Origin of the sequence: Streptomyces sp. MUM 2J (assembly GCF_022414535.1) — a bacterium.
Taxonomy (GTDB): Bacteria; Actinomycetota; Actinomycetes; order Streptomycetales; family Streptomycetaceae; genus Streptomyces.
Window position 1 is genome coordinate 113,986 of the sequence record NZ_JADWYM010000010.1, and the last position, 23,375, is coordinate 137,360.

At 74.4% G+C, this 23,375-nt stretch carries 15 protein-coding genes; 7 read left to right on the forward strand and 8 right to left on the reverse strand.

Annotated features, from left to right (window positions below; genetic code table 11):
- The first annotated feature begins 102 nt into the window (after positions 1–102).
- A complete protein-coding gene (locus tag I3F54_RS12245) occupies positions 103–939 on the forward strand; it encodes a hypothetical protein (RefSeq protein WP_240118719.1) in 837 nt (278 codons plus the stop codon).
- Between the two features lie 144 nt (positions 940–1,083).
- Here the strand turns inward: I3F54_RS12245 and I3F54_RS12250 are convergent, their stop codons facing one another.
- Positions 1,084–2,592, reverse strand: coding sequence for a DUF6350 family protein (locus I3F54_RS12250; protein ID WP_240118720.1), 1,509 nt, complete (start codon positions 2,590–2,592; stop codon positions 1,084–1,086).
- 96 nt (positions 2,593–2,688) lie between these two features.
- Between I3F54_RS12250 and I3F54_RS12255 the strand changes: the two genes are divergently transcribed.
- Positions 2,689–3,954 carry a helix-turn-helix domain-containing protein gene (locus tag I3F54_RS12255; protein ID WP_240118721.1) on the forward strand — a complete coding sequence of 422 codons (1,266 nt, stop codon included), beginning with the start codon at positions 2,689–2,691 and terminating at the stop codon, positions 3,952–3,954.
- Between the two features lie 235 nt (positions 3,955–4,189).
- Here I3F54_RS12255 and sucD read toward each other — a convergent pair whose 3' ends face one another.
- The 5 genes from sucD to I3F54_RS12280 all read right to left on the reverse strand — a co-directional run bounded on the left by sucD (position 4,190) and on the right by I3F54_RS12280 (position 11,703).
- Positions 4,190–5,074 carry a succinate--CoA ligase subunit alpha gene (sucD, locus tag I3F54_RS12260; RefSeq protein ID WP_240118722.1) on the reverse strand — a complete coding sequence of 295 codons (885 nt, stop codon included), beginning with the start codon at positions 5,072–5,074 and terminating at the stop codon, positions 4,190–4,192.
- Positions 5,075–5,095: 21 nt separating this feature from the next.
- Entirely contained in the window at positions 5,096–6,277 is a 1,182-nt protein-coding gene (gene sucC / locus I3F54_RS12265; RefSeq protein WP_240118723.1) for an ADP-forming succinate--CoA ligase subunit beta, read from the reverse strand.
- A gap of 533 nt (positions 6,278–6,810) precedes the next feature.
- Positions 6,811–7,974, reverse strand: a complete 1,164-nt coding sequence (locus I3F54_RS12270; RefSeq protein ID WP_240118724.1) for a VWA domain-containing protein — start codon at positions 7,972–7,974, stop codon at positions 6,811–6,813.
- Positions 7,971–10,409 (reverse strand): DUF5682 family protein, encoded by a 2,439-nt coding sequence (locus I3F54_RS12275; RefSeq protein ID WP_240118725.1) that lies wholly within the window; start codon positions 10,407–10,409, stop codon positions 7,971–7,973. Before I3F54_RS12275 ends, I3F54_RS12270 begins: the two co-directional genes overlap by 4 nt.
- 154 nt (positions 10,410–10,563) lie before the next feature.
- The gene (locus I3F54_RS12280; RefSeq protein WP_240118726.1) at positions 10,564–11,703 is read right to left on the reverse strand and encodes an AAA family ATPase; all 1,140 of its coding nucleotides are present in this window, start codon (positions 11,701–11,703) and stop codon (positions 10,564–10,566) included.
- Positions 11,704–11,884: 181 nt separating this feature from the next.
- On the opposite strand from I3F54_RS12280, the gene I3F54_RS12285 reads away from it, so the two are divergent.
- Positions 11,885–13,249, forward strand: a complete 1,365-nt coding sequence (locus I3F54_RS12285) for an SWIM zinc finger family protein (RefSeq protein WP_240118727.1) — start codon at positions 11,885–11,887, stop codon at positions 13,247–13,249.
- A 157-nt stretch (positions 13,250–13,406) separates the two neighbouring features.
- Positions 13,407–15,029: a DUF5691 domain-containing protein gene (locus I3F54_RS12290; RefSeq protein ID WP_240118728.1), complete on the forward strand. Its 1,623-nt coding sequence runs from the start codon at positions 13,407–13,409 to the stop codon at positions 15,027–15,029.
- A gap of 143 nt (positions 15,030–15,172) precedes the next feature.
- Here the strand turns inward: I3F54_RS12290 and I3F54_RS12295 are convergent, their stop codons facing one another.
- Positions 15,173–15,589, reverse strand: coding sequence for a cobalamin B12-binding domain-containing protein (locus I3F54_RS12295; protein ID WP_240118729.1), 417 nt, complete (start codon positions 15,587–15,589; stop codon positions 15,173–15,175).
- 655 nt (positions 15,590–16,244) lie between these two features.
- Between I3F54_RS12295 and I3F54_RS12300 the strand changes: the two genes are divergently transcribed.
- Positions 16,245–17,069, forward strand: coding sequence for a triacylglycerol lipase (locus tag I3F54_RS12300; RefSeq protein ID WP_240118730.1), 825 nt, complete (start codon positions 16,245–16,247; stop codon positions 17,067–17,069).
- A gap of 203 nt (positions 17,070–17,272) precedes the next feature.
- Positions 17,273–18,808 carry a M23 family metallopeptidase gene (locus I3F54_RS12305; protein ID WP_240118731.1) on the forward strand — a complete coding sequence of 512 codons (1,536 nt, stop codon included), beginning with the start codon at positions 17,273–17,275 and terminating at the stop codon, positions 18,806–18,808.
- Positions 18,809–18,854: 46 nt separating this feature from the next.
- On the opposite strand, the gene pcrA is transcribed toward I3F54_RS12305, so the two are convergent.
- Complete coding sequence (pcrA, locus tag I3F54_RS12310) at positions 18,855–21,344, reverse strand: DNA helicase PcrA (RefSeq protein WP_240118732.1); 2,490 nt, start codon at positions 21,342–21,344, stop codon at positions 18,855–18,857.
- 753 nt (positions 21,345–22,097) lie between these two features.
- Here pcrA and I3F54_RS12315 point away from each other — a divergent pair.
- A complete protein-coding gene (locus tag I3F54_RS12315; protein WP_240118733.1) occupies positions 22,098–23,318 on the forward strand; it encodes a C40 family peptidase in 1,221 nt (406 codons plus the stop codon).
- Positions 23,319–23,375: the final 57 nt, after the last annotated feature.

Consider the following 23,375-nt stretch of genomic DNA (forward strand, 5'->3'; position numbering starts at 1 on the left):
AACGCCGCCCGGGGGCGACGCGTTCTCCTCACGACAGCTCTGCACGACAGCCGTATCCATCAACACGACAGCCGTATCCATCAAGGGGAAGACGCTCATCTGATGCCGGACCGCAGCCTGCGACTCCTCACGCTCCCCCCGTACACGGCGCGGGGAGAAACGCGCGGCGCCCTGCTGCTGCGGGAGCGGCCCTCATCCCCGCCCGACACCCCCTCCGGCCCGCCGCAGGGCGGCGACGGCCAGGACGACAACCCCTTCGCCCCGCCCCCCGAGGGCACGCCGGACCGCCCGTGGCAGCCGCGCCCCGCGGCGGGCGGGCACGGCCGTTCCGGCGGGCAGCGAGGGCACGGAGAGCCGGGAGGAGAGGACGGCAGCGGCGGAAGCCAGGGCGACCACGGCGGCCGGAAGGGCAACCCGTGGGGCCCGGGGTGGAGCGACCGGCAGCCGGGCAGCCAGCCCGGCGGTTTCGGCGACCGGCCCGGCAGCCGCCCCGAGGGCCCCTCCGGCGACGGCCCGGGCCCGGGCCCCGGCCCCGGCATGCGCTGGGACCCCACGGACCCGGTGCAGCGCCGCGCCCGGTACGCGCTGATCGGCGGCATGTGGGCCTTCATGCTCGCGCTCTTCGGGTGGTCCTACGTGTCCCTGCTGCTCGGTGCGCTGGCCCTGTACTGGGGCATCAGCGCGCTGCGCGGCAAGCCCCGCACCGATCCCGGCCGCCAGTCCGCCGGCGCGGGCGCGCGCCCCCAGACGACCGCCGCGGTCAGCGGCCTGGTCACCGCCTCCCTCGCCCTCGCCCTGGTGGGTGCCGGGTTCACGGCCCAGCTCGTCTACCGCGACTACTACACCTGCACCAAGGACGCCCTGACCGACGAGGCCAAGCAGTCCTGCACGGATCTGCTGCCCAAGGAGCTGCGCGGGCTGCTGGGTACCGCCGAGTAACCGGCGGCCGCTCCTCCCGCGCCCTGCCGGGGTGTCCGACGCGGGACTGCGCGCCGACCGCTCCACGGCCGGGAGCGGGTCGGTGCGCGCGACCGACGGGTCGCACCGCGCGTCCGGTGGATCCCCGTGCGGGTCCGGACGATCTCAGTGGGCTTCCGGAGGGTCCAGGGGCAGGAAGTCGTAGGGCTCGACGTCCTCGTCGAACGCCTCGGGCAGCACGGCCTGCCGGGGCAACGCGTCCTTGTGGGTCGCCGTGTCCCCTCGGGGTGCCCCGTCCTGCTGCGGCAACGCCGCCTCCGGCGCGGCCGCCTCCCCGGCGGGGGCCCCGGCATCCCGCCGCCGCCAGGCCCGGGCCCCCAGGGCCACCGGTACCGCAACGCCCGCCGTCCAGGCCGCGGCCGCCCCGCCGACCTGCCACCACACCGGACCGAACCGGGCCAGCGCGGCCACCCCGAGCGGTCCGCCCGCCAGCGCCGCACACCCCGCCAGCACGAGCGCGCAGGCCACGGCCGCCAGCACGGTGACGCCGGCGGTGTGCCGCCACGTCCCCGGCCGTGCCCCGCCCCGGCCCTCCTCCTCCTCCGCCCGTGCCGCCTCCCGCGCCTCCGCGCGCGCCACGAACCAGCCCACGGTCGCCCCGGCCACCAGCGGCACCGCTCCCGCCGCCCAGTTCCACGGCGTCCCCGGGCCGGCGTCCGGCACCGCCGCCAGCAGCGGGAACGGCGGGAGCAGGGGCGCGGGGTCGGAGGCGAGGGGCCCGGCCGTGTGCCCCGCGGCGAGGGCGAAGCCGGGGCCGAGGGCATAGGCGGCACCCCACACCGCCGCGTTCGGCACCAGCGCGAGGCAGAGCAGGAGCACGGCGAACCGCCCCGACCAGCCCTCCGTCAGCCGGAGGAAGGACCCGCTCGCCGCCCCGCCGTGCCACAGCATCGAGACCGCCACCAGCAAGGCCCCGCCCCCGATCAGGACCGCCGCCCCGGCCGCCGCGGCCCGCCCGGCGGTCTCGATCCGCTCGCCCGCCCGCGGGCCGAGAACCAGGCGCCGCAGCGGGCCCGGCAGCACCACCAGCAGGCTGTCGAGGGGCTCGCGCGGGCGGCCGTACGCCGTCCAGACCCCCGCGCCGGCGGCCGCGACGGCGACGAAGGGCAGCCCGGCCGCGCCGGCTCCGTGCCAGGCGGGACGCAGAGTGCCACTGGAGGAGTACAGCGCGACGGCGGCGCCGACGGCGAGGTAGCCGAGGGCGGCGCCCGTCCACGCCGTGCGGGCGGAGGCGCGCTGCTCGCCGTCGTCGCCGTGGACCGCGTCCCGGGAGGCCCGGTGCAGCAGCCAGGCGGGCACCGCGAGCAGCAGCAGCGGGGTGAGGCCGACGGGAGCCGGGGTGCCGGAGAGGGTGTCGGTGCGGACCAGTTCCACGCCGTGCGCGAGCAGCCACAGCGCCGCGGCGACGTGCAGGGCGCCACCCGGCCCGCCGTCGGGGTACGGCGAGCTGATCCACAGCACCGTCACGAGCACGGCGAACGCGCCGAGCCCGAGGCCCGCGGCGACCGCGCCACCCAGGAGGCTGGCGGCCAGTCCGGGGGATCGGTCGCGCATCCGGGTGAGCAGAGGCGACAACGTCGGTCGGCGGTCGGTCTTCAGGATCACGCCCGCCATGCTCCCAACGACACGCGCTTTCCCGTCGTAACGGGCGAACTTCCGCTGTGTCGCTCAATATACGTTTATGTACTTTTTCGTACGAAGGGGCGCCCTGTGACGCAGAGCCCTGCCACTCCCCTCCCTCCCCCCAAGGAGCGCCGACGCCTGCGCGAGGCCGCCTCACTGACGCAGGATCAGCTCGCGGCGCGCGTGGGGGTCACCCGGAAGACGGTGCGCTCGTGGGAGTCCGGCCGTACGACGCCGCGGGGCGGCAAGCGGGAGGCGTACGCGGAACTGCTCGCCTCGCTCGGACGGCCGACCGGGGTGACGGTTCCTCAGACCTCCGCGGGGAAAACGACCGTGCCCCCCGACGCGGAGCGGACCGGACGTTCGGAGCGGACCGCACGGGCCGCGGAGCCCGGCGCAGGGGCCGCGCCCCTCCCACCGGAGCCGGAGCTGACCGCAGGAACCGAAACCCTCGTCCGTGCGGCGGGCCGCGACGGCGGAGCCGAGCCTCTCGCGCCGGCGGCGGGGCGGACCGGCGGCACCGGAATCCCCGCACCCGAGGAGACGGAAGGCTCCAGCCTGACGCCCGCTCAGGCGTTCGACGCCCTCTACGGCTTCTGCTCCCCCGCCCTGGTCCGGCAGGCCTACCTGCTGACCGGGCGGCGCGAGCTGGCCCGGGAGTCCGTGGAGCGCGCCTTCCAGCTCGCCTGGCAGCGCTGGCCGGAGGTGGCCCGCGACCGCGACCCGGCCGGCTGGGTGCGGGCGGCGGCGTACGAGTACGCGCTCTCCCCCTGGCACCGGTTCCGCCCCCGCTACCGGCACCCCGAGCCGCCGCCGGCCGCCCCCGCCGACCGCACACTGCTGGCGGCCCTCCTCGCCCTGCCGCCGTCGTACCGGCGCACGCTGCTGCTGCACGACGGTGTCGGCCTCGGCCTGCCCGACACGGCGGCGGAGACGGAGGCCAGCAGCCGGGCGGCGGCCCACCGCCTCCTGCACGCCCGCGAGGCCGTCGCCGCGTGCCTGCCGGAGCTGGCCGACCCCGCCGAGATCCACCGGCGGCTCACGGCGCTGGCCTCCGCGGAGCGGCTGCGCGCGGCCGAACCGCCGGCCGTCCGCACCGACGGCGAACGCCGGGCCCGCTTCTGGACCCGGACGGCGATCGCCTTCACCGTCACGGTCATCAGCGCCACCGCTCTGACCCTGCACACGGCCCCCACCCGTTACGTGCCGCCGGTGCCGCCCGGGGAAGCCGTCCGGGGGGTGCCCCCCAGATCGGCGCCGGGACCGCTGTCGGCGGAGGAGCGGTCCCTGCGGTCCAAGCTCAGGGGGGAGCCGGCCAGCGGCCCCCAGCGCCTGGTCCCCGAGACGCGCTAGTGCCTGTTGCGGCACTGGTGTGCCGGGCGTCCTGCCAACCGCGTGCGGGGAGAGCAGCCACGGGACCGCGCCGCCGCCCGGCGAGCCGTCCCGCCGTGGTGTGCGGGGACCCTCTCCCGCCGCCTGCCGCCTGGGCCCCGCCGCCTGACGGCCCGCGCTCGCGAGAACGCCGGTGGGCCCGTTCCCACTGCGGGGAACGGGCCCACCGGCGGTTGCCGGGACGTCGTCAGCGACGTCAGCCGGCCAGGATCTCGCGCGCCAGCTTCGCCGTCTCGGTCGGGGTCTTGCCCACCTTGACGCCGGCGGCCTCCAGGGCCTCCTTCTTCGCCTGCGCGGTTCCGGACGAGCCGGACACGATCGCACCGGCGTGACCCATGGTCTTGCCCTCCGGCGCGGTGAAGCCCGCGACGTAGCCGACGACCGGCTTGGTCACGTTCTCCTTGACGAAGGCCGCGGCCCGCTCCTCGGCGTCGCCGCCGATCTCGCCGATCATGACGATCAGGTCGGTGTCGGGGTCGTCCTGGAACGCCTTCAGCGCGTCGATGTGGGTGGTGCCGATGATCGGGTCACCACCGATGCCGACGCAGGTGGAGAAGCCGATGTCACGCAGCTCGTACATCATCTGGTACGTCAGCGTGCCGGACTTCGAGACCAGGCCGATGCGGCCCGGCTTGGTGATGTCGGCCGGGATGATGCCGGCGTTCGACTGACCCGGGGTGATCAGGCCGGGGCAGTTCGGGCCGACGATGCGCGTCTTGTTGCCCTTCTTGCCGGCGTAGGCCCAGAAGTACGCCGTGTCGTGCACCGCGATGCCCTCGGTGATCACGACGGCCAGCGGGATCTCGGCGTCGATGGCCTCGACGACCGCGTCCTTGGTGAACTTCTCCGGGACGAAGATGACCGAGACGTCGGCGCCGGTCTTCTCGATGGCCTCGGCGACGGTGCCGAAGACCGGTACCTCGTTGCCGTCGAAGTCGACCGTCTGACCCGCCTTGCGCGGGTTCACGCCACCGACGATGTTGGTGCCGGACGCCAGCATGCGGCGGGTGTGCTTCTGACCCTCCGAGCCGGTCATGCCCTGGACGATGACCTTGGATCCCTTGGTGAGGAAGATAGCCATGGTTGTGTGTGACCTCGTCCCTTACTTCGCGGCAGCAGCCAGCTCGGCGGCCTTGTCGGCCGCGCCGTCCATGGTGTCCACACGCTGCACCAGCGGGTGGTTGCGGTCGTCGAGGATCTTGCGGCCCAGCTCGGCGTTGTTGCCGTCGAGACGGACGACCAGCGGCTTGGTGACCTCTTCGCCCTTGCTCTCCAGGAGCTCCAGGGCCTGCACGATGCCGTTGGCGACGGCGTCGCAGGCGGTGATGCCGCCGAAGACGTTGACGAAGACGGACTTGACGTCCGGGTCGCCCAGGATGATCTCCAGGCCGTTCGCCATGACCTCGGCGGAGGCACCGCCGCCGATGTCGAGGAAGTTGGCGGGCTTGACGCCCTTGTGGTTCTCACCGGCGTAGGCGACGACGTCCAGGGTCGACATGACCAGGCCGGCGCCGTTGCCGATGATGCCGACCTCGCCGTCGAGCTTCACGTAGTTCAGGCCCTTGGCCTTGGCGGCCGCCTCGAGCGGGTTGGCGGCGGCCTTGTCGTGCAGCTCCTCGAACTCCGGGTGGCGGAACTCGGCGTTGTCGTCGAGGGACACCTTGCCGTCGAGGGCGATGACGTCACCGGAGGCGACCTTGGCCAGCGGGTTCACCTCGACCAGGAGGGCGTCCTCCTTGATGAAGGTGTCCCACAGCCGGACCAGGACGTTGACGACCTTGTCGGCGACCTCGGCCGGGAACCGGGCGGCGGCGACGATCTCGCGGGCCTTGGCCTCGTCCACGCCGTCGATCGGGTCGATGGGGGTCTTGGCGACGGCCTCCGGACGGGTGGCGGCCACCTCCTCGATCTCCACGCCGCCCTCGACGGAGGCGATGGAGAGGAAGGTGCGGTTGGCGCGGTCGAGGAGGAAGGAGACGTAGTACTCCTCGACGATCTCCGGAGCGGTCTCGGCGATCATGACCTTGTGGACCGTGTGGCCCTTGATGTCCATGCCGAGGATGTCCGTCGCCCGCGCGACGGCCTCGTCCGGGGTGGCGGCCAGCTTCACGCCGCCCGCCTTGCCACGACCACCGACCTTCACCTGCGCCTTGACGACGGACTTGCCGCCCAGACGCTCCGTGATCTCGCGCGCCGCCTCAGGCGTGTCGATGACTTCACCGGCCAGCACCGGTACATCGTGCTTGGCGAAGAGGTCCCTCGCCTGGTACTCGAACAGGTCCACGCGCTTCCGTCCCTATCAGTGATCTCGCGGTTCGTTGGATGCGTGGGCGTGCCGCGAAGGGCAACGTGACGTCCGCTCTGTGTCACAAGGGAAGCGCACACGGTGTCCGAGCGCGCGGCATGTCCGTCCCGCAGGTTATCGCCGCCGGGCTGACGTCTCTAAATCGCAGCTCACACGTGAGCGGTGATACCTGTCACATGATGCCGTGAACGGCGCGTCGACGCGACACCACGTGCCGGCTGAGCAGGGCCTCACCGGGTTGAGGCGCACCCGGTGAGGCCTTCGCGCACGGCCCGGGACGGCCGTGTGCCGACGAGGACCCGGGCAGGGCGGGTCCCCACCCCGACGGGGACCGGGCGGCCCCGACGTCGCCGACGCCGGGGCCCCCGACGAACCGGTACGACGGGCCGCGGGTCCGGTCCCGGAGCCCCGGGGCGGCAGGGCGGCGGGTCTCCGGTCGTCACTCGTCGCCCACGGCTTGTCGCCGGTCGCTCGTCACTCGTGGGCCGTCGGCCGCCCGGTCGGCTCTCCTGTCACAGGCTGTCCGGGACCGGCAGCGGGCGCTTCTCGATCGCCGCCGCCATCACCTCCGGGAACAGGTCGGGTGTGCAGGCGAACGCCGGTACGCCCAGGGCTGCGAGCGCGGCGGCGTGCTCCCGGTCGTAGGCCGGTGCGCCCTCGTCCGACAGCGCGAGCAGCGCCACGAACTGCACTCCCGACGTCTTCATCGCCGCGACCCGCTTGAGCGTCTCGTCCCGGACACCTCCCTCGTAGAGGTCGCTGATCAGCACGACCACCGTCTCCGCGGGCCGGGTGATCTGCGCCTGGCAGTAGGCGAGGGCGCGGTTGATGTCGGTGCCGCCGCCGAGCCGGGTACCGAAGAGCACGTCCACCGGGTCGTCGAGCTGGTCGGTGAGATCGACGACGGCCGTGTCGAAGACGACGAGGCGCGTGCTGACCGACCGCATCGAGGCCAGCACCGCCCCGAAGACCGAGGCGTGGACGACGGACGCCGCCATCGAACCGGACTGGTCGACGCAGAGCACGATGTCCTTCTTCGCCGACCGGGCGGCCCGCCCGTACCCGATGAGCCGCTCCGGAACGACCGTGCGGTGCTCGGGCAGATAGTGCTTGAGATTGGCCGCGACGGTGCGGTTCCAGTCGATGTCGCGATGGCGCGGACGGCTGACGCGGGCGCTGCGGTCGAGGGCGCCGGTGAGGGTGGCCCGGGTGCCGGTGGCGAGCCGCTTCTCCAGATCCTCGACGACCCTGCGCACGACGGCCCGTGCGGTCTGCCTCGTCGTCTCCGGCATCGCCTTGTTCAGCGACAGCAAGGTGCCGACCAGGTGCACGTCCGCCTCCACCGCCTGGAGCATCTCCGGTTCCAGCAGCAGTGCCGACAGCCCGAGCCGGTCGATGGCGTCACGCTGCATGACCTGCACCACGGAGGAGGGGAAGTACGTGCGGATGTCCCCGAGCCAACGGGCCGCGGACGGTGCCGAGGCGCCGAGCCCGGCGGAACGGTCCCCGCCCGTCCGGGGGCCGTCCCCGTTGCCGTAGAGAGCGGCCAGTGTGCCGTCCAGAGCCCTGTCCCCGCCGGACAGGGCGTGTCCGGTGCCGTCCGCCGTGTCACCGCCGAGCACCAGCCGCCAGCGCCGCAGGCGCTCCTGCGCCGCGTCGGTCGTCCCGGTCGTCACGTCCCCACCCCCACCAGGCCGGTGTCTCGGCCGTCCCGGTCCCCGTGCACGGCACCGTCCAGTCCCAGCAGCAGCCGGGCCACCGGCACCACGGCATCCGCGCGCCCGTCGTCGAGGCCGGCCGCGAAGCCCGGCAGTCCGGCCCGGACGGCGCGCACCGTGCCGGGCCGTCGCTCCGGTCCGCGCCGGGCCAGTTCGCCGAGGGTGCGGCGCACACCCGGTGCGTACGCCGCGAACGTCCTCCGCAGCAGCGGCAGTACGTCGGTGAACGCCTGCGCCGGCACCCCGGTGAGCCAGCCGTCCACCAGGGCGAGCAGCCGCTCGTCGTGCACGAGGAGCATCCCGCTGCCCCCGCCGCCGACGAACCCCTCGATCCAGGCGGCGGCGTCCTGCGGTGGCGTCCCGGGCGACAGCGCGAGCCCCATCAGCCGCGCCGCCTCGTCCTGCTCCATGAGCCCGTCGTCCAGCAGCAGCCGCGCGGCGCGCCCCCGGACCTGGCCGGGCACCGCGTCCCGCGTGGACAGCACCCGCAGCACCGCCTGCCAGCGGGGCCGCAGACCGTCGCCGGGCCGTGCCGCCCGGCCGGCGGGGGCGTCCGTGGCGTCCGCGAGCAGCCCCACCGCCCCGTGCACCGCGTCCATCCGGCGCCGCATCCCGTCGGCGGCGTCCGGGGCGAGGGCGGCGCAGGCGGGGGGCAGGCCGACGAAGACCCGGTCGGCCAGGCCCACCGCGACCTCGGCGAGCGCTCCGGTGTCGGTGCCGCGCACGTCGCCGTAGCGCAGGGAACGGACCAGGGCGGGCAGGGCCTGGGTGAGGCGGCCGACGTCCGCCTCGAGCGCGGCCCGGTCGGCCAGTGCCCGCATCACCGCGGGCAGCGCGTCCGTCAGGCCGGCCAGCAGGCAGTGCTCGGCCAGCGCGGTGACCTCCGCCAGGACCTGGGCGGCCGTCGCGTCCGCCTCCGCCTTGCCGGTCGCGGCGGCGATCACGGTCGTCCCCCACACCCCCGCCTCGGCGACTCGGACCGACAGCTCCGGCTGCCAGCGCAGCCGCCAGGTCTCCCGGAACGTGCCGGTGCCGACGCGTGAGGCGGCCGGCTCGCCCCAGTCGACGCCCAGCAGCCGAAGCCGGTGCAGCAGCCTGCTGCGCTCGGCGTCGGTGTCCTTGCGCAGGTCGAGTTCCAGCTCCCGGTCCGCGGCCTCGGGTCTGAGCCGCAGCCGCCGTTGCAGCCGGTCGAGGTCCCGCTGGAGCGGCACGGCCGGGGCCGCCCGCGGCACCTCGCCCAGGTCCTCGCCGACCACGAGCCGGTCGTGCACCAGGGCGAGCGGGACGTCCGAGCCGTCGCACATCACCGCCCGCGCGGCGTCGGTCGTCTCGCGCAGCCCGGGCAGGGGCCGCCCGCGCAGCGCGGCGAGGGTGTCCGCCAGCCGCACCGCCTCGATCACGTGCGCGGGCGAGACGATCCGGTCCTCCTCCCGCAGCAGCCCCGCCACCCTGGTCAGCCATCGCTCGACCGGCCGGTCGGGGGCGGCGAAGAGGTGTCCGTACCAGCCGGGCGCGTCGACGCCCGCGCCGTACCCGCCGGTCCGGGCCAGTCTGCGGTGCGTCCACGGCACCCAGGTGAGGTCCGCCCTGACCTTGGGCAGCCCCTTGAGCAGCGCCCGGTCGGCGGCGACGGCCGACGGCCGCCGCAGGGCGGGGACGTGCCAGGCCCCGCAGACCACGGCCACGTCGTCGCCGGTCTCGCGCCGGGCGGCGCGCAGCCGGAGGCGCATGTGCGCCTCCCGCACGAGGTCCCGGTCGGGTCCGCCGCCGTACGCCTCCCGCAGCGTGGTCATGGCCTCCTCCAGGGCCGCGAACGGGGCGAAAGCGTCGTCCCCGTCCGCGCCCCGGTGCTCGACGGCGTCCTCCCACCAGCGCTCGGGGTCGTCGTACCCGGCCGTGTCGGCGAGGACGGCGAGCGGATCGACCCGCACGTCGGCGGAGGCAGGCTGCTCCTGCGTGTCCTGCCCCGCCGCTCTGCCGGCCGCCGCGTCACCGGCGTCGCCGCGCGGGCCGGTGGTGGCAGTGGTGGCGGTGGTGGCGCGCTCCCAGGCAAGGGTGTGCGCGGCCGGGAGGTCGATGAAGTGGACCGGGACCTCGTGCTCCAGGGCCCAGCGAAGGGCGACCCACTCCGGGGAGAACGCGGCCAGCGGCCAGAACGCCGGGCGGCCGGGCTCGTCCACGGCATGGGCGAGCAGGGCGACCGGCGGACGCATGTCCGCGTCCGCAGCCAGCGGGATAAGCGGGTCCGCCTCGGGCGGACCCTCGATCAGCACGACCCGCGGCCGGGCCGCCTCCAGCGCCGCGCGGACCGCGCGGGCCGACCCGGGCCCGTGGTGCCGCACCCCGAGCAGCCACGGCCCGCCCCCTCCCGCGGTCGCCGCGTCCCCCGTCATTCCGTCCCCCTCCGCTTCCGGGGCCAGGCGGTGTCGTCGTCGCCCGGCGTCGCCGTCGGCGCTTCGGGCCGCCCCGCCCCCACCCGGCTGCCCGCGGCCGCCCGGCCCGGTTTGCCCCCGGTCTGCAACGGCTCCCGGCCCCCGCGCCCGGCGGTCACGCGCCCACCTCCCGGCACGCGCGGTAGAAATCGCTCCAGCCGTCGCGCTCGCGGACAACTGACTCCAGATACTCCCGCCACACCACCCGGTCGGAGGCCGGATCGCGGACCACGGCGCCGAGGATGCCCGCGGCGACGTCCGACGGCCGCAGGACGCCGTCGCCGAAGTGCGCGGCCAGCGCGAGCCCACCGGTGACGACGGAGATCGCCTCCGCGGTGGACAGCGTGCCGCTGGGCGACTTCACCTTGGTCCGGCCGTCGGTGGTGATCCCGTCACGCAGCTCGCGGAAGACGGTGACGACACGGCGGATCTCGTCGATGCCGTCGGGCACGGACGGCAGGTCGAGCGACCGGCCGATCTGGTCGACGCGCCGCGAGACGATGTCGACCTCCGACTCGACGCTCGCCGGCAGCGGCAGCACCACCGTGTTGAAGCGGCGGCGCAGGGCGCTGGACAGGTCGTTGACGCCCCGGTCGCGGTCGTTGGCCGTGGCGATGAGGTTGAAGCCGCGCACGGCCTGGACCTCCTGCCCCAGCTCCGGGATCGGCAGGGTCTTCTCCGACAGGATCGTGATGAGGGTGTCCTGCACGTCGGCCGGGATGCGGGTCAGTTCCTCGACACGCGCGGTCGTGCCCTCGGCCATGGCCCGCATGACGGGGCTGGGCACGAGCGCGTCGCGGCTGGGGCCGTGGGCGAGCAACTGCGCGTAGTTCCAGCCGTAGCGGATCGCCTCCTCCGGCGTGCCGGCCGTGCCCTGCACGAGCAGCGTGGAGTCGCCGCTGACCGCGGCGGCCAGGTGCTCCGACACCCAGGTCTTCGCGGTGCCGGGCACGCCGAGCAGCAGGAGGGCGCGGTCGGTGGCGAGCGTCGTGACGGCGACCTCGACGACGCGGCGCGGGCCCACGTACTTCGGTGTGATCACCGTGCCGTCGGGCAGCGTTCCGCCGAGCAGGTAGGTCGCCACCGCCCACGGCGACAGCTGCCAGCGGGCCGGGCGCGGACGGTCGTCCTGCGCGGCCAGCGCGGCGAGTTCGTGGGCGAAGGCCGTCTCGGCGTGTGGCCGCAGGGCCTGCGCGGTCGGCGCGGGCCCTGTCCCGCCCGGCGCGGTGGCCGTCGTCTCCACGGACACAGACATGGCGAAGTCCCCCTCCGGCTCGTCCGGTTCGAATCTGCCTCCACCGTGCACCACACCACTGACAATCGGCTCCGACCTGTGGGAACGCCCTCCCGGTGAGGCTTGCGGACCGGCGCCGGGGGCCCGTTGGGCAGGGCCACGTCCGGTCTCGATGTCAGTGGGGGGACCTACCGTCGGGTTCATGACTGAGCAGGGGGTGCGCCGGAGCGTGGACCAGGTGCTGGCACTGGCATCTGACGCCGCGTCGAGGAGGGCCGGGAGCAGGCTCGGCGTGGCGGGACCGTGGTCCGGGGCAGGCTGTTCCGGCGAGGGCGCGGTGTGGGGGCTGTGCCAGGGCGGCGGCAGCACGCCGTACCGGACGGTCGCCGACCTCGGGGACGCGGCCGGACCCGCGTACAGGTGCAGTTGCCCGAGCCGCGCGTTCCCGTGCGAGCACGCGCTCGGCCTGCTGCTGCTCTGGGCGGAGGAGGACGGTGCGGTGCCACGGGGGGAACCGCCGCGGTGGGCCGCGCGGTGGTTGGGGGACAGCGCGGAGGGGAGAGGACGGCGGGCGGAACGAGGCGTCACGGCGGGCGCGGGCGGTTCGTCGTCCGCGCCCGCCGACCCGCAGGCGGCGCGGCGCCGGGCGGAGCGCCGGGCGGAGCGGATCACCGCGGGCGCCACGGAACTGGAGCAGCGCCTCGCGGACCTGCTGCGCGGCGGTCTCGCCGGGGCCGAGCAGGCGGACCCCGGGCTGTGGGAGGAGACGGCGGCGCGCATGGTGGACGCCCAGGCGCCGGGCCTGGCCGCCCGGGTCCGGGACCTGGCCGGGATCGCCTCCTCGGGCCCGGGCTGGCCGGTGCGCCTGCTGGAGGAGTGCGCCCTGCTCCATCTTCTGGACCAGGGCTGGCTGCACCGTGAGCGGCTGCCGCGGGAGCTGGCGGCGACGGTCCGGTCACGGGTCGGTCTGGCCCGGACGGCGGACGGCCCGCCGCTGCGCGACCGGTGGCTGGTCCTCGCCCGGTACGACGTGGCGGACGCGAGCCTGACGACACGTCGGACCTGGTTGTACGGCACCGCCACCCGGCACACGGCCCTGCTGCTGTCGTACGGCGCCGCCGGCCGCGCCCCGGAACCGGCGCTGCCGGTCGGGCTGGCGCTGGACGCCGAGGTGTCGGCCCATCCGGGCGGTCAGCGGCGGGTGGCCCTGCGCGAGCGGTACGGCGCCCCCGCCCCGACACGGGCCCGGCCCGACGGGGTGACGGCGGCTCGGGCGGCGGCCCACTACGGCGAGGCGCTGCGCGCCGATCCCTGGCTGGACTCCGTCCCGGTGACCCTGGAGCGGGCCGTACCGGTTCGGGACGGGGACAGGTGGCAGCTCGCGGACGCCGACGAGGACGCCGCGCTGCCGCTGACCGCCGCCTCCGCGAGCCGGCCGGGCCTGTGGCGGCTGGTCGCGCTCTCGGGCGGTGCCCCGGTCAAGGTCTTCGGCGAGTTCGGCCACCGCGGTCTCACCCCGCTCGCGGCCTGGCCGCGGGCGACGGGCGAGGTGGTGCCGCTGCACTGAGCCGCGGACCCCGTCCCACGGGACACCGGCGCGGACACCCCGCCGCTGCCGCAGGACCCGGTTTCGGTGCCCCCGGCCGTGGCGAGGGGGCCACGGACGCGAGGGAACGGACGGGAAGAGAAAGAGGAAGGCAGAGGAAGGAAGGGGAAGGACACGTATGAACCGCAGCACCGCTCCGGCGGCACCGTCCTCGGCGGACGCCTGGGAGGAACTGGTCACCGCAGCGCTGCTGGGCACGGACCGGCGCACACCGCCCGGTGTCGCCCCCGGCCGCCCGGCCCCCGTCGCGCTGCTGGACGCGGCAGCCGTGGCGACCGTACGGCGGCGGGCCGGGATACGGCCCGCGTCCGCGGCGCCCCGTCCGGCACCGGCTCCCGACGACCCGCGCCCCGCGCTGCCCGCGGCGGCGGCCCGCAGGCTCGGCACGCTCCTGGCGGACCGCACCGGCGGAGGCGCGGGACGCCGGGGCTCGGCACCGGACCTGATGGAGCTGCTCCCCCAGTGGCTGGCGGCGGCGAACGCCCACGGCTACGCCGCTCCCGCGCACACCCTGCCGGCGCTGCTGGACGCGGCGCGCGGGCGCACGGACCTCAGACCGGCGGCGCTGGAGTTCGCGGGGCCACGAGCACTGTGGCTGGCCCGGCTGAACCCGGACTGGCGGTTCGCGCTGCGGACGATGTCCGGCGGCGGGGCCGCGCCGCCCGGGGAGGACGATCCCGGGCGCGTCGACCGGCTGTGGCGGGAGGGGTTGTTCGCGGAGCGGGTCGCACTGCTGTCCGCGCTGCGCGCGCGTGATCCCGCCGCCGGCCGGGAACTGCTGGCGTCGACATGGACGGCGGAGCGGGCCGAGGACCGGCTGATGTTCCTCGACTCGCTGCGTGCGGGTCTGGGCCCGGACGACGAACCGTTCCTGGAGGCGGCACTGAGGGACCGGAGCCGCACGGTGCGATCGACCGCGGCCGAGCTGCTGTCGGCGCTGCCCGGCTCGGCGCTCGCGACGCGCATGGCGGTGCGGGCCGCGGCGTGCGTGGCGGTCGACCGCGCACCGGGCCCGCCGACGCTCGTGGTGGAGGCACCGCACGAGTGCGACGCCGGCATGGAGCGCGACGGCGTCGTGGCCAAGGCGCCGCCCGGCCGGGGCGAGCGGTCGTGGTGGCTGGGACAACTGGTGGAGGCGGCACCGCTCGGGACGTGGTCCGGACGTTTGGGCGGGCGGACGGCGCGGGAGATCGTGTCGCTGCCGGTCGCGGACGACTGGCAGGGCGAACTGCACGCCGCATGGTGCCGGGCCGCGGTGCGGCAGCGGGACCCGCGGTGGGCGCACGCGCTGCTGGGGGCGCCGTCCGCGCCCGAGGCCGGTGGGCCGGGCGCCCTCTCGCTGGCCGAGCGGGCCAGGCTGCTCGCGACCCTGGAGGCGGATGAGCGGGCTCAGTGGGTGGCCGGGTTCATCGCCGTACACGGACTGTCCGAGGCGTTCCAGCTGCTCGGGGTGTGCGCCGTGCCGTGGGCGGCGCCGCTCGGGCGGGCGGTCGTCGACGCGCTCAACATCGCACGGGACGCGGGAAGTTACCCATGGAGTTTCAGTGGGGTGATGGGACTGGCCGAGCGCTGTCTGGACCCGGCGCACACGGCCCGCCTGGACGGCCTGCTGGCCGTGCCGGACGAGGCGGAGGGCGCCTCCCCGGGAGCCGGCGGATACTGGGCGGAGGCCTTCCAGCGCCTGGTCACGACGCTGCGGCTGCGCGCGGCGATGGCGGAGGAACTCAGCCCTGCGTGCTGAGCGGCGGCACCGTCACCGGAGACCGCCGCACCGCCCCGGACCACCGGGGCGACGGCCCCCGGGACGGCCGCACCGCCCCCGGGGGCCGCAGCACCGCCCGGGGGAACGGCCGCGCCGTCCCCTTCGGTCGACCTGGCCGGGACTCAGGCGTCCGCGGGCTGACGCACGTTCGCCCGGACCCAGTCCACGATGGACTGCGTCGTCGCCCCCGGCGTGAAGATCTCCGCGACGCCCTTCTCCTTGAGCGGGGGGATGTCCGCCTCGGGGATGATGCCGCCGCCGAAGACCAGGATGTCCTCGGCGTCCCGCTCCTTCAGCAGCGCGATGACGGCCGCGAAGAGCGTGTTGTGCGCACCGGAGAGGATGGACAGCCCGATCGCGTCGGCGTCCTCCTGGATCGCGGTGTCGACGATCTGCTCGGGGGTCTGGTGGAGTCCGGTGTAGATGACCTCCATCCCCCCGTCGCGCAGCGCCCGCGCGATGACCTTGGCCCCGCGATCGTGGCCGTCGAGCCCCGGCTTGGCCACCACCACGCGGATCGGACCGGCTGCCACACCCATCACTGCCTCCATGAAGCGACTGCATTCGTCCCTGTCGGCGGGTGCCGCGGCACCCGCACCGGCCAGGGAAGTGAACGAACGTTATCGCCAGCATCCCGCACCCGGCCGTTTCGCGGTGGGGAGGGAGGGGGAAATCACACGCAGGGACACACCAGCAGCGCACCGTTCCAAGTCGCGCAACGGGAGCCGCAGCGAGGTCGTCGCACCGCCGCGCCGCAGGCCGCGCGCCGCGTCGGTGCGACACCTCGGCGATGGCACGCAGGGCACGTAGGGCAGACACGGCACGACAGCGGGGAACTCGCCGCCGCATCGGCGGCAGGTCTCTCCACGTCATCGGCGCACCACGGGCACCACGGGCCGCCGGCCGCGCTCACCCCACCGTCCCCGCTCCGGCATCGCCGACCACCTCCGCCACGGCTCCCCGGGAGTGCACACGGGGGACAAGGCCGTCCTCCAGCGTGCCGACAGGAGGCCGGCCATGAAGGTCACCAGAGTTCTGCAGCCCGCTCTCGCGCCCTTCTCAGCCTTGCCAGCCTTGCCGATCTTGTCGGCTTTGTCGGGTTTGTCGGCCTTCTCCCTCCTGTCGCCGTCCTCCTTGCCGCCGTCCTCCTTGCCGCCGTCCTCCCTGCCGTCTCTTCTACCGCTGTGCCGGCGGATGCTGCCGACGAGACTGGCGGGGCTGTCCGTGGCGCTGCTGAAGGCGACCGCCCTGGAGTGCGCGATCCTCGCGGGACACCTCCTGCTCTATCCCTCCGGCATCACCCAGGAACGGCGGACCCCCGCCGGTCGGCCGCTCGCGACCGACACCCCGGACCCCGCCCGGCTCCCGGCCCCAAAACAGCCTCCGGTGGTCCTGCTGCACGGCTTCATCGACAACCGCTCCGTGTTCGTCCTGCTGCGCCGCAGCCTTGCCCAACACGGCCGGCAGCGCATCGAGTCGCTCAACTACTCGCCGCTGACCTGCGACATCCGTACCGCGGCCGACCTGCTCGGCCGGCACATAGAGGAGATCTGCGAGCGCACCGGCAGTGAGCGGGTCGACGTCGTCGGACACAGCCTCGGCGGGCTGATCGCGCGCTACTACGTGCAGCGCCTGGGCGGGGACCACCGCGTGCGCACCCTGGTCACGCTGGGCACGCCGCACTCGGGCACGCGGGTCGCCCCGCTGGCCAACGCGCACCCGATCGTCCGCCAGATGCGCCCCGGCTCGCCGGTCCTGGAGGAGCTGTCCCGGCCTGCGCCCGGCTGCCGCACCCGCTTCGTCGGCTTCTGGAGCGATCTGGACCACCTGATGGACCCGCTGGACACCGCCTGCATCGACCACCCCGACCTGACCGTGCAGAACGTCCAGGTCAGCGGGGTCGGACATCTGGCGCTGCCGGTGCACCCGGCCGTTGCGGCGGGGATACGCCAGGCCCTCGACGCGGAGCTGCCGGGCGCGGAGACCGCCGAGCAGGCAGGGGGACTGACGGTGGCGTGACGCCTCCGGGCCACCCCGCCCCCCTCGGATCGAACAACCTTCGAACGCAACGCCAAGGGTGCGTCCGCAGTTCGACGAAACACGGCCGAATGCCCGTTTCCTGCGGGCGGGAAACCTGACGAAGATTGTCGCGCCCGCGTACCGCCGGGTACAGTCGCCGCACTGCTCTGGCAGCCCCTGTTGTCGAGGCGAAAGAGAAGTTGGTGAACGACCGTCACCCGTCGGGGACCGTGTCCACCCCGGCTCCGGCTTCCTCCGATGCCGCCTCGGCGCCCCACGCGCCCTACGGCACCCAGGAAGCCCCGTACGACGGCTTCACCACGTACGGCGGTTACGGCACGGGCGACGGTTCGCTCGGCGGCCACGGCACGACGGCCTACGCCACCGATCCCCTCTTCGGCAGCCTCCCGGCCGACGCCACCGGCACGTACGACGGCGGTCAGTGGTCCACCGGCGCCCAGCACGTCTTCCAGCAGCACCCGTACACGGCGCATCAGTACGCCGGCTACGACAGCGGCGCCTACCACACGACCGCCTGGACGGCGGACCAGCAGCAACTGCCGACGGTTCCCGCGCAGTACGCCGCCCCGGACGTCTCCGGCCAGTGGGACGCCTCGGCCTGGCTGCAGCCCGACCAGACGGTCACCGCCGACCCCACCCAGCAGTGGCAGTGGGGCACGCAGGTCCACGACACCGGTGCGTACGACGCCACGCGGTGGAACGGCGACGGCACCGCGCAGCACACCGGCCCGGAGTCGTACGAGCAGCACGCCGGTGCGGAACCGTACGAGCAGCACCCGGACGTCTTCGACCAGCAGGCCACCGCGACCTTCGAGACCGTCCCGGACGCGGGGGCGGGCCCCGCCCACGAGCAGTCCGGCCACGACGGCGCCCCGTCGGACGGCACCGGCGCGTCGCCCGCCGCGGACGAGGACGGCACGCCGCTCCTCGACGACCAGGAGGAGGTCACCGCCTCCCCCTCCCCACGCGCCGCCTCGCGCGGCGCACGCGGTCGCCGCCGTACGCCCACCAAGCGCTCCGCGTTGCTGACCGTCGCCGTGCCCTCGGTCTGTGTGCTGGGCGTCGCCGGGATCGCCGCCGCCTCCGTCGGCACCTTCACCGGCGGCAGCACGGACACCGCCGCCGCGCCGGAAGCGCAGGCGGTGAAACCATCCGCCGCCAACAACAAGCTGGACTCCCAGCTGCAGAGCCTGTCCGCGGACGCCGACGCCTTCGCCGCCCGGGCCAGCCGCACGCAGCAGCGCATCGACCTCAAGGAGCAGCGGGAGGCCGAGCGGAAGAAGGCGGCCGAGGAGGCCGCCCGCAAGGAGCGGCTACGGCCCAAGTTCGCTCTGCCCGTCGCCCGGCACGGGCTCAGCGCCTACTTCGGTCAGGCCGGCATCAACTGGATGTCCGTGCACACCGGCATCGACTTCCCCGTCGCCTACGGCACCACCGTGATGGCCGCGACGGACGGCGTCGTGTCGACCAAGTGGAACAGCGCCTACGGCAACATGATGATCGTGACGGCGAAGGACGGCACGCAGACCTGGTACTGCCACCTCTCCCACTACCGCGTCGCCCCGGGCACGACGGTGAAGGCCGGCGACCCGATCGCCTACTCCGGCAACTCCGGCAACTCCACCGGCCCGCACCTGCACTTCGAGGTCCGGCCCTACGGCGGATCGGCCGTCGACCCGCTGCCGTGGCTGCGCAGCCACGACCTCGACCCGACGTGAGCACCGGCCCCCACCGCCCGGTGGGGGCACACTTCCCATCCGGCCGCTACAACCTCTCCACCGGCGCGTAGCGCAGCAGGAGCCGCTTCGGTTTTCCGTCGCCGAAGTCGATCGTCGCCTCGGCCTTGTCGTCCACGCCCTTGACCGCGACGACGGTGCCGAGCCCGAACTGGTCGTGCGTGACCCGGTCCCCGACCGCCAGCGAGACCACCGGCTTGCCGCCGGCGCGCCGCGTGGCGAACCCGGAGGCGCCCGAGGCCGACGACCGCGAGCGGGACGAGGACAGGGAGGACGCGATGCCCGAGGACGGCCCGGAGGAGACCGGCGAGGAGGCCCCCGTGCGCTTCCAGTCCACGTGGTGCGGCGGGATCTCCTCCAGGAAACGCGAGGGCGGGTTGTACGACGGCTGCCCCCACGCGCTGCGCATCGCCGACCGCGTCAGGTACAGCCGCTCCCGGGCGCGCGTGATGCCGACGTAGGCCAGGCGGCGCTCCTCCTCCAGCTCCTTGGTCTGGCCGAGGGCGCGCATGTGCGGGAAGACGCCGTCCTCCATACCGGTGAGGAACACGACCGGGAACTCCAGGCCCTTGGCCGTGTGCAGCGTCATCAGCGTGATGACACCGTCGCCGTCCTCCTCGTCGGGGATCTGGTCGGAGTCGGCGACCAGGGCGACCTGCTCCAGGAAGTCGGCGAGCGTTCCGGCCTCGCCCTCGCCGCGCTCCTGCTCGAACTCCAGGGCGACGGCCGCGAGTTCCTGGAGGTTCTCGATGCGGGTCTCGTCCTGGGGATCGGTGGAGGCCTGCAACTCGGCGAGGTAGCCGGTGCGTTCGAGGACGGCCTCCACCACGGTCGCCGGGCCCGCACCGGACTCGACGATCGTGCGGAGGTCCTCCATCAGCGTGTTGAACCGCTTCACGGCGTTGGTCGACCGGGCGGCCATGCCGTACGCCTCGTCGACCCGCCTGAGGGCCTGAGCGAAGCTGATCCTCTCCCGCTGGGCGAGGGCGTCGACCATCGCCTCGGCACGCTCGCCGATGCCGCGCTTGGGCACGTTCAGGATGCGGCGCATCGGGACGGAGTCCTCCGGGTTGGCCAGCACCCGCAGGTAGGCCAGGACGTCCCGGACCTCCTTGCGCTCGTAGAACCGGACGCCGCCGACCACCTTGTAGGGCAGGCCGACGCGGATGAAGATCTCCTCGAAGACACGGGACTGGGCGTTGGTGCGGTAGAAGACGGCGACGTCGCCGGCCTTCGCCTCGCCCGCGTCGACCAGGCGGTCTATCTCGTCGGCGACGAACTGGGCCTCGTCGTGCTCGGTGTCGGCCACGTAGCCGGTGATGCGCGCGCCCGTGCCCGCGTTGGTCCACAGGTTCTTCGGACGGCGGGACTCGTTGCGTTCGATGACCGCGTTGGCAGCGGACAGGATGGTCTGGGTGGAGCGGTAGTTCTGCTCCAGCAGGATGGTCGTCGCGTCCGGGTAGTCCTCCTCGAACTGGAGGATGTTGCGGATGGTCGCGCCGCGGAAGGCGTAGATCGACTGGTCGGCGTCGCCCACGACGCACAGTTCGGCGGGCGGGAGGTCGTACTCGCCGGGCGGGACGTCGGCGTCCTCGGTGGCGTGCTTGCCGGTGCCGACCAGCTCGCGCACCAGTGCGTACTGCGCGTGGTTGGTGTCCTGGTACTCGTCCACGAGGACGTGCCGGAAGCGGCGGCGGTAGTGCTCGGCGACGTCCGGGAAGGCGCGCAGCAGGTTGACCGTCGTCATGATCAGGTCGTCGAAGTCGAGGGCGTTCGCCTCACGCAGCCGTGACTGGTAGAGGGCGTAGGCCTGGGCGAGGGTCTTCTCGAAGCCGTCGGTGGCCCGTGCCGCGAAGTCCTCCTCGTCGATCAACTCGTTCTTCAGGTTGCTGATCTTGGCGCTGAACGACTTGGGCGGGAAGCGCTTGGGGTCGAGGTCCAGGTCGCGGCAGACCAGGGCCATCAGGCGCTTGGAGTCGGCGGCGTCGTAGATCGAGAAGGACGAGGTGAAGCCGAGCTTCTTCGACTCGCGCCGCAGGATGCGCACGCACGCGCTGTGGAAGGTCATGACCCACATGGCGTTGGCACGCGGGCCGACGAGTTGCTCGACGCGCTCCTTCATCTCGCCCGCGGCCTTGTTGGTGAAGGTGATCGCGAGGATCTGGCCGGGATGCGCGCCCCGCTCGGCGAGCAGGTGGGCGATGCGGTGGGTGAGCACGCGGGTCTTGCCGGAGCCTGCGCCGGCCACGATGAGCAGCGGGGAACCGGCGTGGACGACGGCGGCGCGCTGGTTGTCGTTGAGGCCCTCCAGCAGGGCGGCGGGGTCCACCGGGGGCCGGTGGGCGCCGTCGCGGTAGTAGGCGTCCCGGTCCGGCGGCACGTCGAACTTCCCGCCGAACAGATCGTCCGGAACCGGCTCCGGAGCGTGATCGTCCTCGGGCGGTGGCGGAGGTTCCTCCCCATGGGCCCGGGGGGCCTGGAGATCCGCCAGGAAGCTGTCGTCAAAGAGGCTGCTCATCGCTCTCCGAGTCTAGGGCCTGCCCGACGGCCGGGTCCGGGGGTCGCGGGACCCCGTCCCGCCGGCCGGGCACCGGCCCGGAACACGCACCGGGGGCCGTGGAACGGAGCCTAGTGCCGCAACAGGTGACGTCCGCCCCGTCGCGGCGCCCGGCACGCACTCCCGCCGCACCGGCCGAAAGCCCGAGTACGCCCAGTACGAGGACTTCCGGCCGGCACGCCGGGAGCACGCACCGGACGCCGCTCCCTGACGCGCGAACCTTGCCTGCCGCGGCACTAGGACGACCCACTGACAACTCGCCGCCGCCCCGGGAGGGCCACCTCGTCCCGGACCCGGGTCCCGTCGGCCCGGACCACCACCGGTGCGGCGGGGATGCCCGCAACCCCGCGCGCACCCTTCCGGACCGGCCCCCGATGGGGCGTCCCGGCGCCAGGTCACGAAAACGTATCGGGCATATCACTCACCAGCCTTCACAGGCACCGCACGCGTTGGCTACGGTGCGGGCGGGCCGCAGGGCACTCACCGGCGAACGTCGCCGGGCCGAGCGGCCTCCGCCGAACCGGCGCGCCGTCACGGTGCCCGGAGCCGGGGACCCCGCCGGGGCCCGGGTGGGCCGGCCTCTCTCCGCCACGGCGAGGGGCCCTGGGGCCCGCCCCTCCGGAAGCCCCCGGCCCCTCGCCCGAACCCGAACCCGGCGACACCCGGTCGTCCCCGCCACCGACCGGCAGGCGGACCACGGAAGGAGTCCTCTCCTTGGCGTCGCACCGCAAGCCGCGGGCCGCGGGCACCCTCGCCGCCGGTCTGCGCACCCCCGCCCTCGCCACGGCCGCCCTCACCTCCGTCGTCCTGCTCTCCCAGAGCGCGAACGCCGCCCCGGCGGCGGACGACCGGCCCAGCCTGGAGGAGGTCGAGAAGAAGGTCGACGACCTCTACCGGCAGGCCGAGTCGGCGACCGAGAAGTACAACGGGGCCAAGGAGAGGACCGCCGAGCAGCGTCGGCGCGTCGACAGCCTCCTCGACGACGTCGCCCGTCGCACCCAGAAGCTCAACGAGGCGCGGGAGCAGCTGGGTTCCTTCGCCGCGGCCCAGTACCGCACCGGCGCCGCCGCCCCCGGAACGGCGACCTTCCTGCTCGCCGGGAACCCGCAGGACTACTTCGACCAGGCCCAGTTGATGAGCCGGCTGACCGGCCGCCAGAAGGACGCGGTCGACGAGTTCATAGCGCAGCGGTCGGAGACGTTGGAGCAGCGCCGGGAGGCCACCGAGAGCCTCCGAACGCTCACCGCGTCGCAGAACGACCTGAAGACCGCCAAGGCGACCGTGCAGAAGAAGCTCGCCGACGCACGGGAGTTGCTGTCCGAGCTGACGGCGCAGGAGAAGGCGCGGCTGGCCGCGATCGAGAAGCGGAAACAGGGGGAGGCCGCCCGCAGGGCCGCCGAGCTGGCCCGGCAGCAGGAGCAGCAGCGGCAGGCGGAGGCCGCCGCCCAGCAGCAACAGCAGGAGACACGGACCGGCACCTCTGACTCGGACACCTCTGACTCGGGCGCCCCGGACTCGGGCGCCTCCGGCACGGGCACGTCGGGCACGGACACGTCCACCCCGTCGGGCTCCTCCACCACCCGGGCCGACAAGGCCCTCGCCTTCGCCCGCGCGCAGATCGGCAAGCCGTACGTCTGGGGTGCCACCGGCCCCGGCTCCTACGACTGCTCCGGACTCACCCGGGCCTCCTGGAAAGCCGCCGGGATCGACCTGCCGCGCACCACCTACGACCAGGTGAACGCCGGCACGACCGTCCCGCTCTCCCGGGCCCGGCCCGGCGACCTGGTCTTCTTCTACGGCGACGTCAGCCATGTCGGCATCTACATCGGCGACGGCATGATGGTCCACGCCCCGAAGCCGGGGGCGTACGTGCGCGAGGAATCCATCTACTACGACGGCGAGTCGTCGATCCACAGCGTGGTACGCCCGGCCTGAAACCCGTTGAGGCCGCCGTACGGACCGCTTGCCGGATCTTCCGTGCCGGGCGCGGTC

What these genes read in the sequence shown, in the direction of transcription:
- I3F54_RS12295 (WP_240118729.1), bottom strand. Translation starts at nt 15,589, where the DNA reads ATGGGTGTGGCAGCCGGTCCGATCCGCGTGGTGGTGGCCAAGCCGGGG.
- I3F54_RS12250 (WP_240118720.1), bottom strand. Translation starts at nt 2,592, where the DNA reads ATGGCGGGCGTGATCCTGAAGACCGACCGCCGACCGACGTTGTCGCCT.
- sucD (WP_240118722.1), bottom strand. Translation starts at nt 5,074, where the DNA reads ATGGCTATCTTCCTCACCAAGGGATCCAAGGTCATCGTCCAGGGCATG.
- I3F54_RS12275 (WP_240118725.1), bottom strand. Translation starts at nt 10,409, where the DNA reads ATGACGGGGGACGCGGCGACCGCGGGAGGGGGCGGGCCGTGGCTGCTC.
- I3F54_RS12280 (WP_240118726.1), bottom strand. Translation starts at nt 11,703, where the DNA reads ATGTCTGTGTCCGTGGAGACGACGGCCACCGCGCCGGGCGGGACAGGG.
- I3F54_RS12290 (WP_240118728.1), top strand. Translation starts at nt 13,407, where the DNA reads ATGAACCGCAGCACCGCTCCGGCGGCACCGTCCTCGGCGGACGCCTGG.
- I3F54_RS12285 (WP_240118727.1), top strand. Translation starts at nt 11,885, where the DNA reads ATGACTGAGCAGGGGGTGCGCCGGAGCGTGGACCAGGTGCTGGCACTG.
- I3F54_RS12245 (WP_240118719.1), top strand. Translation starts at nt 103, where the DNA reads ATGCCGGACCGCAGCCTGCGACTCCTCACGCTCCCCCCGTACACGGCG.
- pcrA (WP_240118732.1), bottom strand. Translation starts at nt 21,344, where the DNA reads ATGAGCAGCCTCTTTGACGACAGCTTCCTGGCGGATCTCCAGGCCCCC.
- I3F54_RS12300 (WP_240118730.1), top strand. Translation starts at nt 16,245, where the DNA reads ATGCTGCCGACGAGACTGGCGGGGCTGTCCGTGGCGCTGCTGAAGGCG.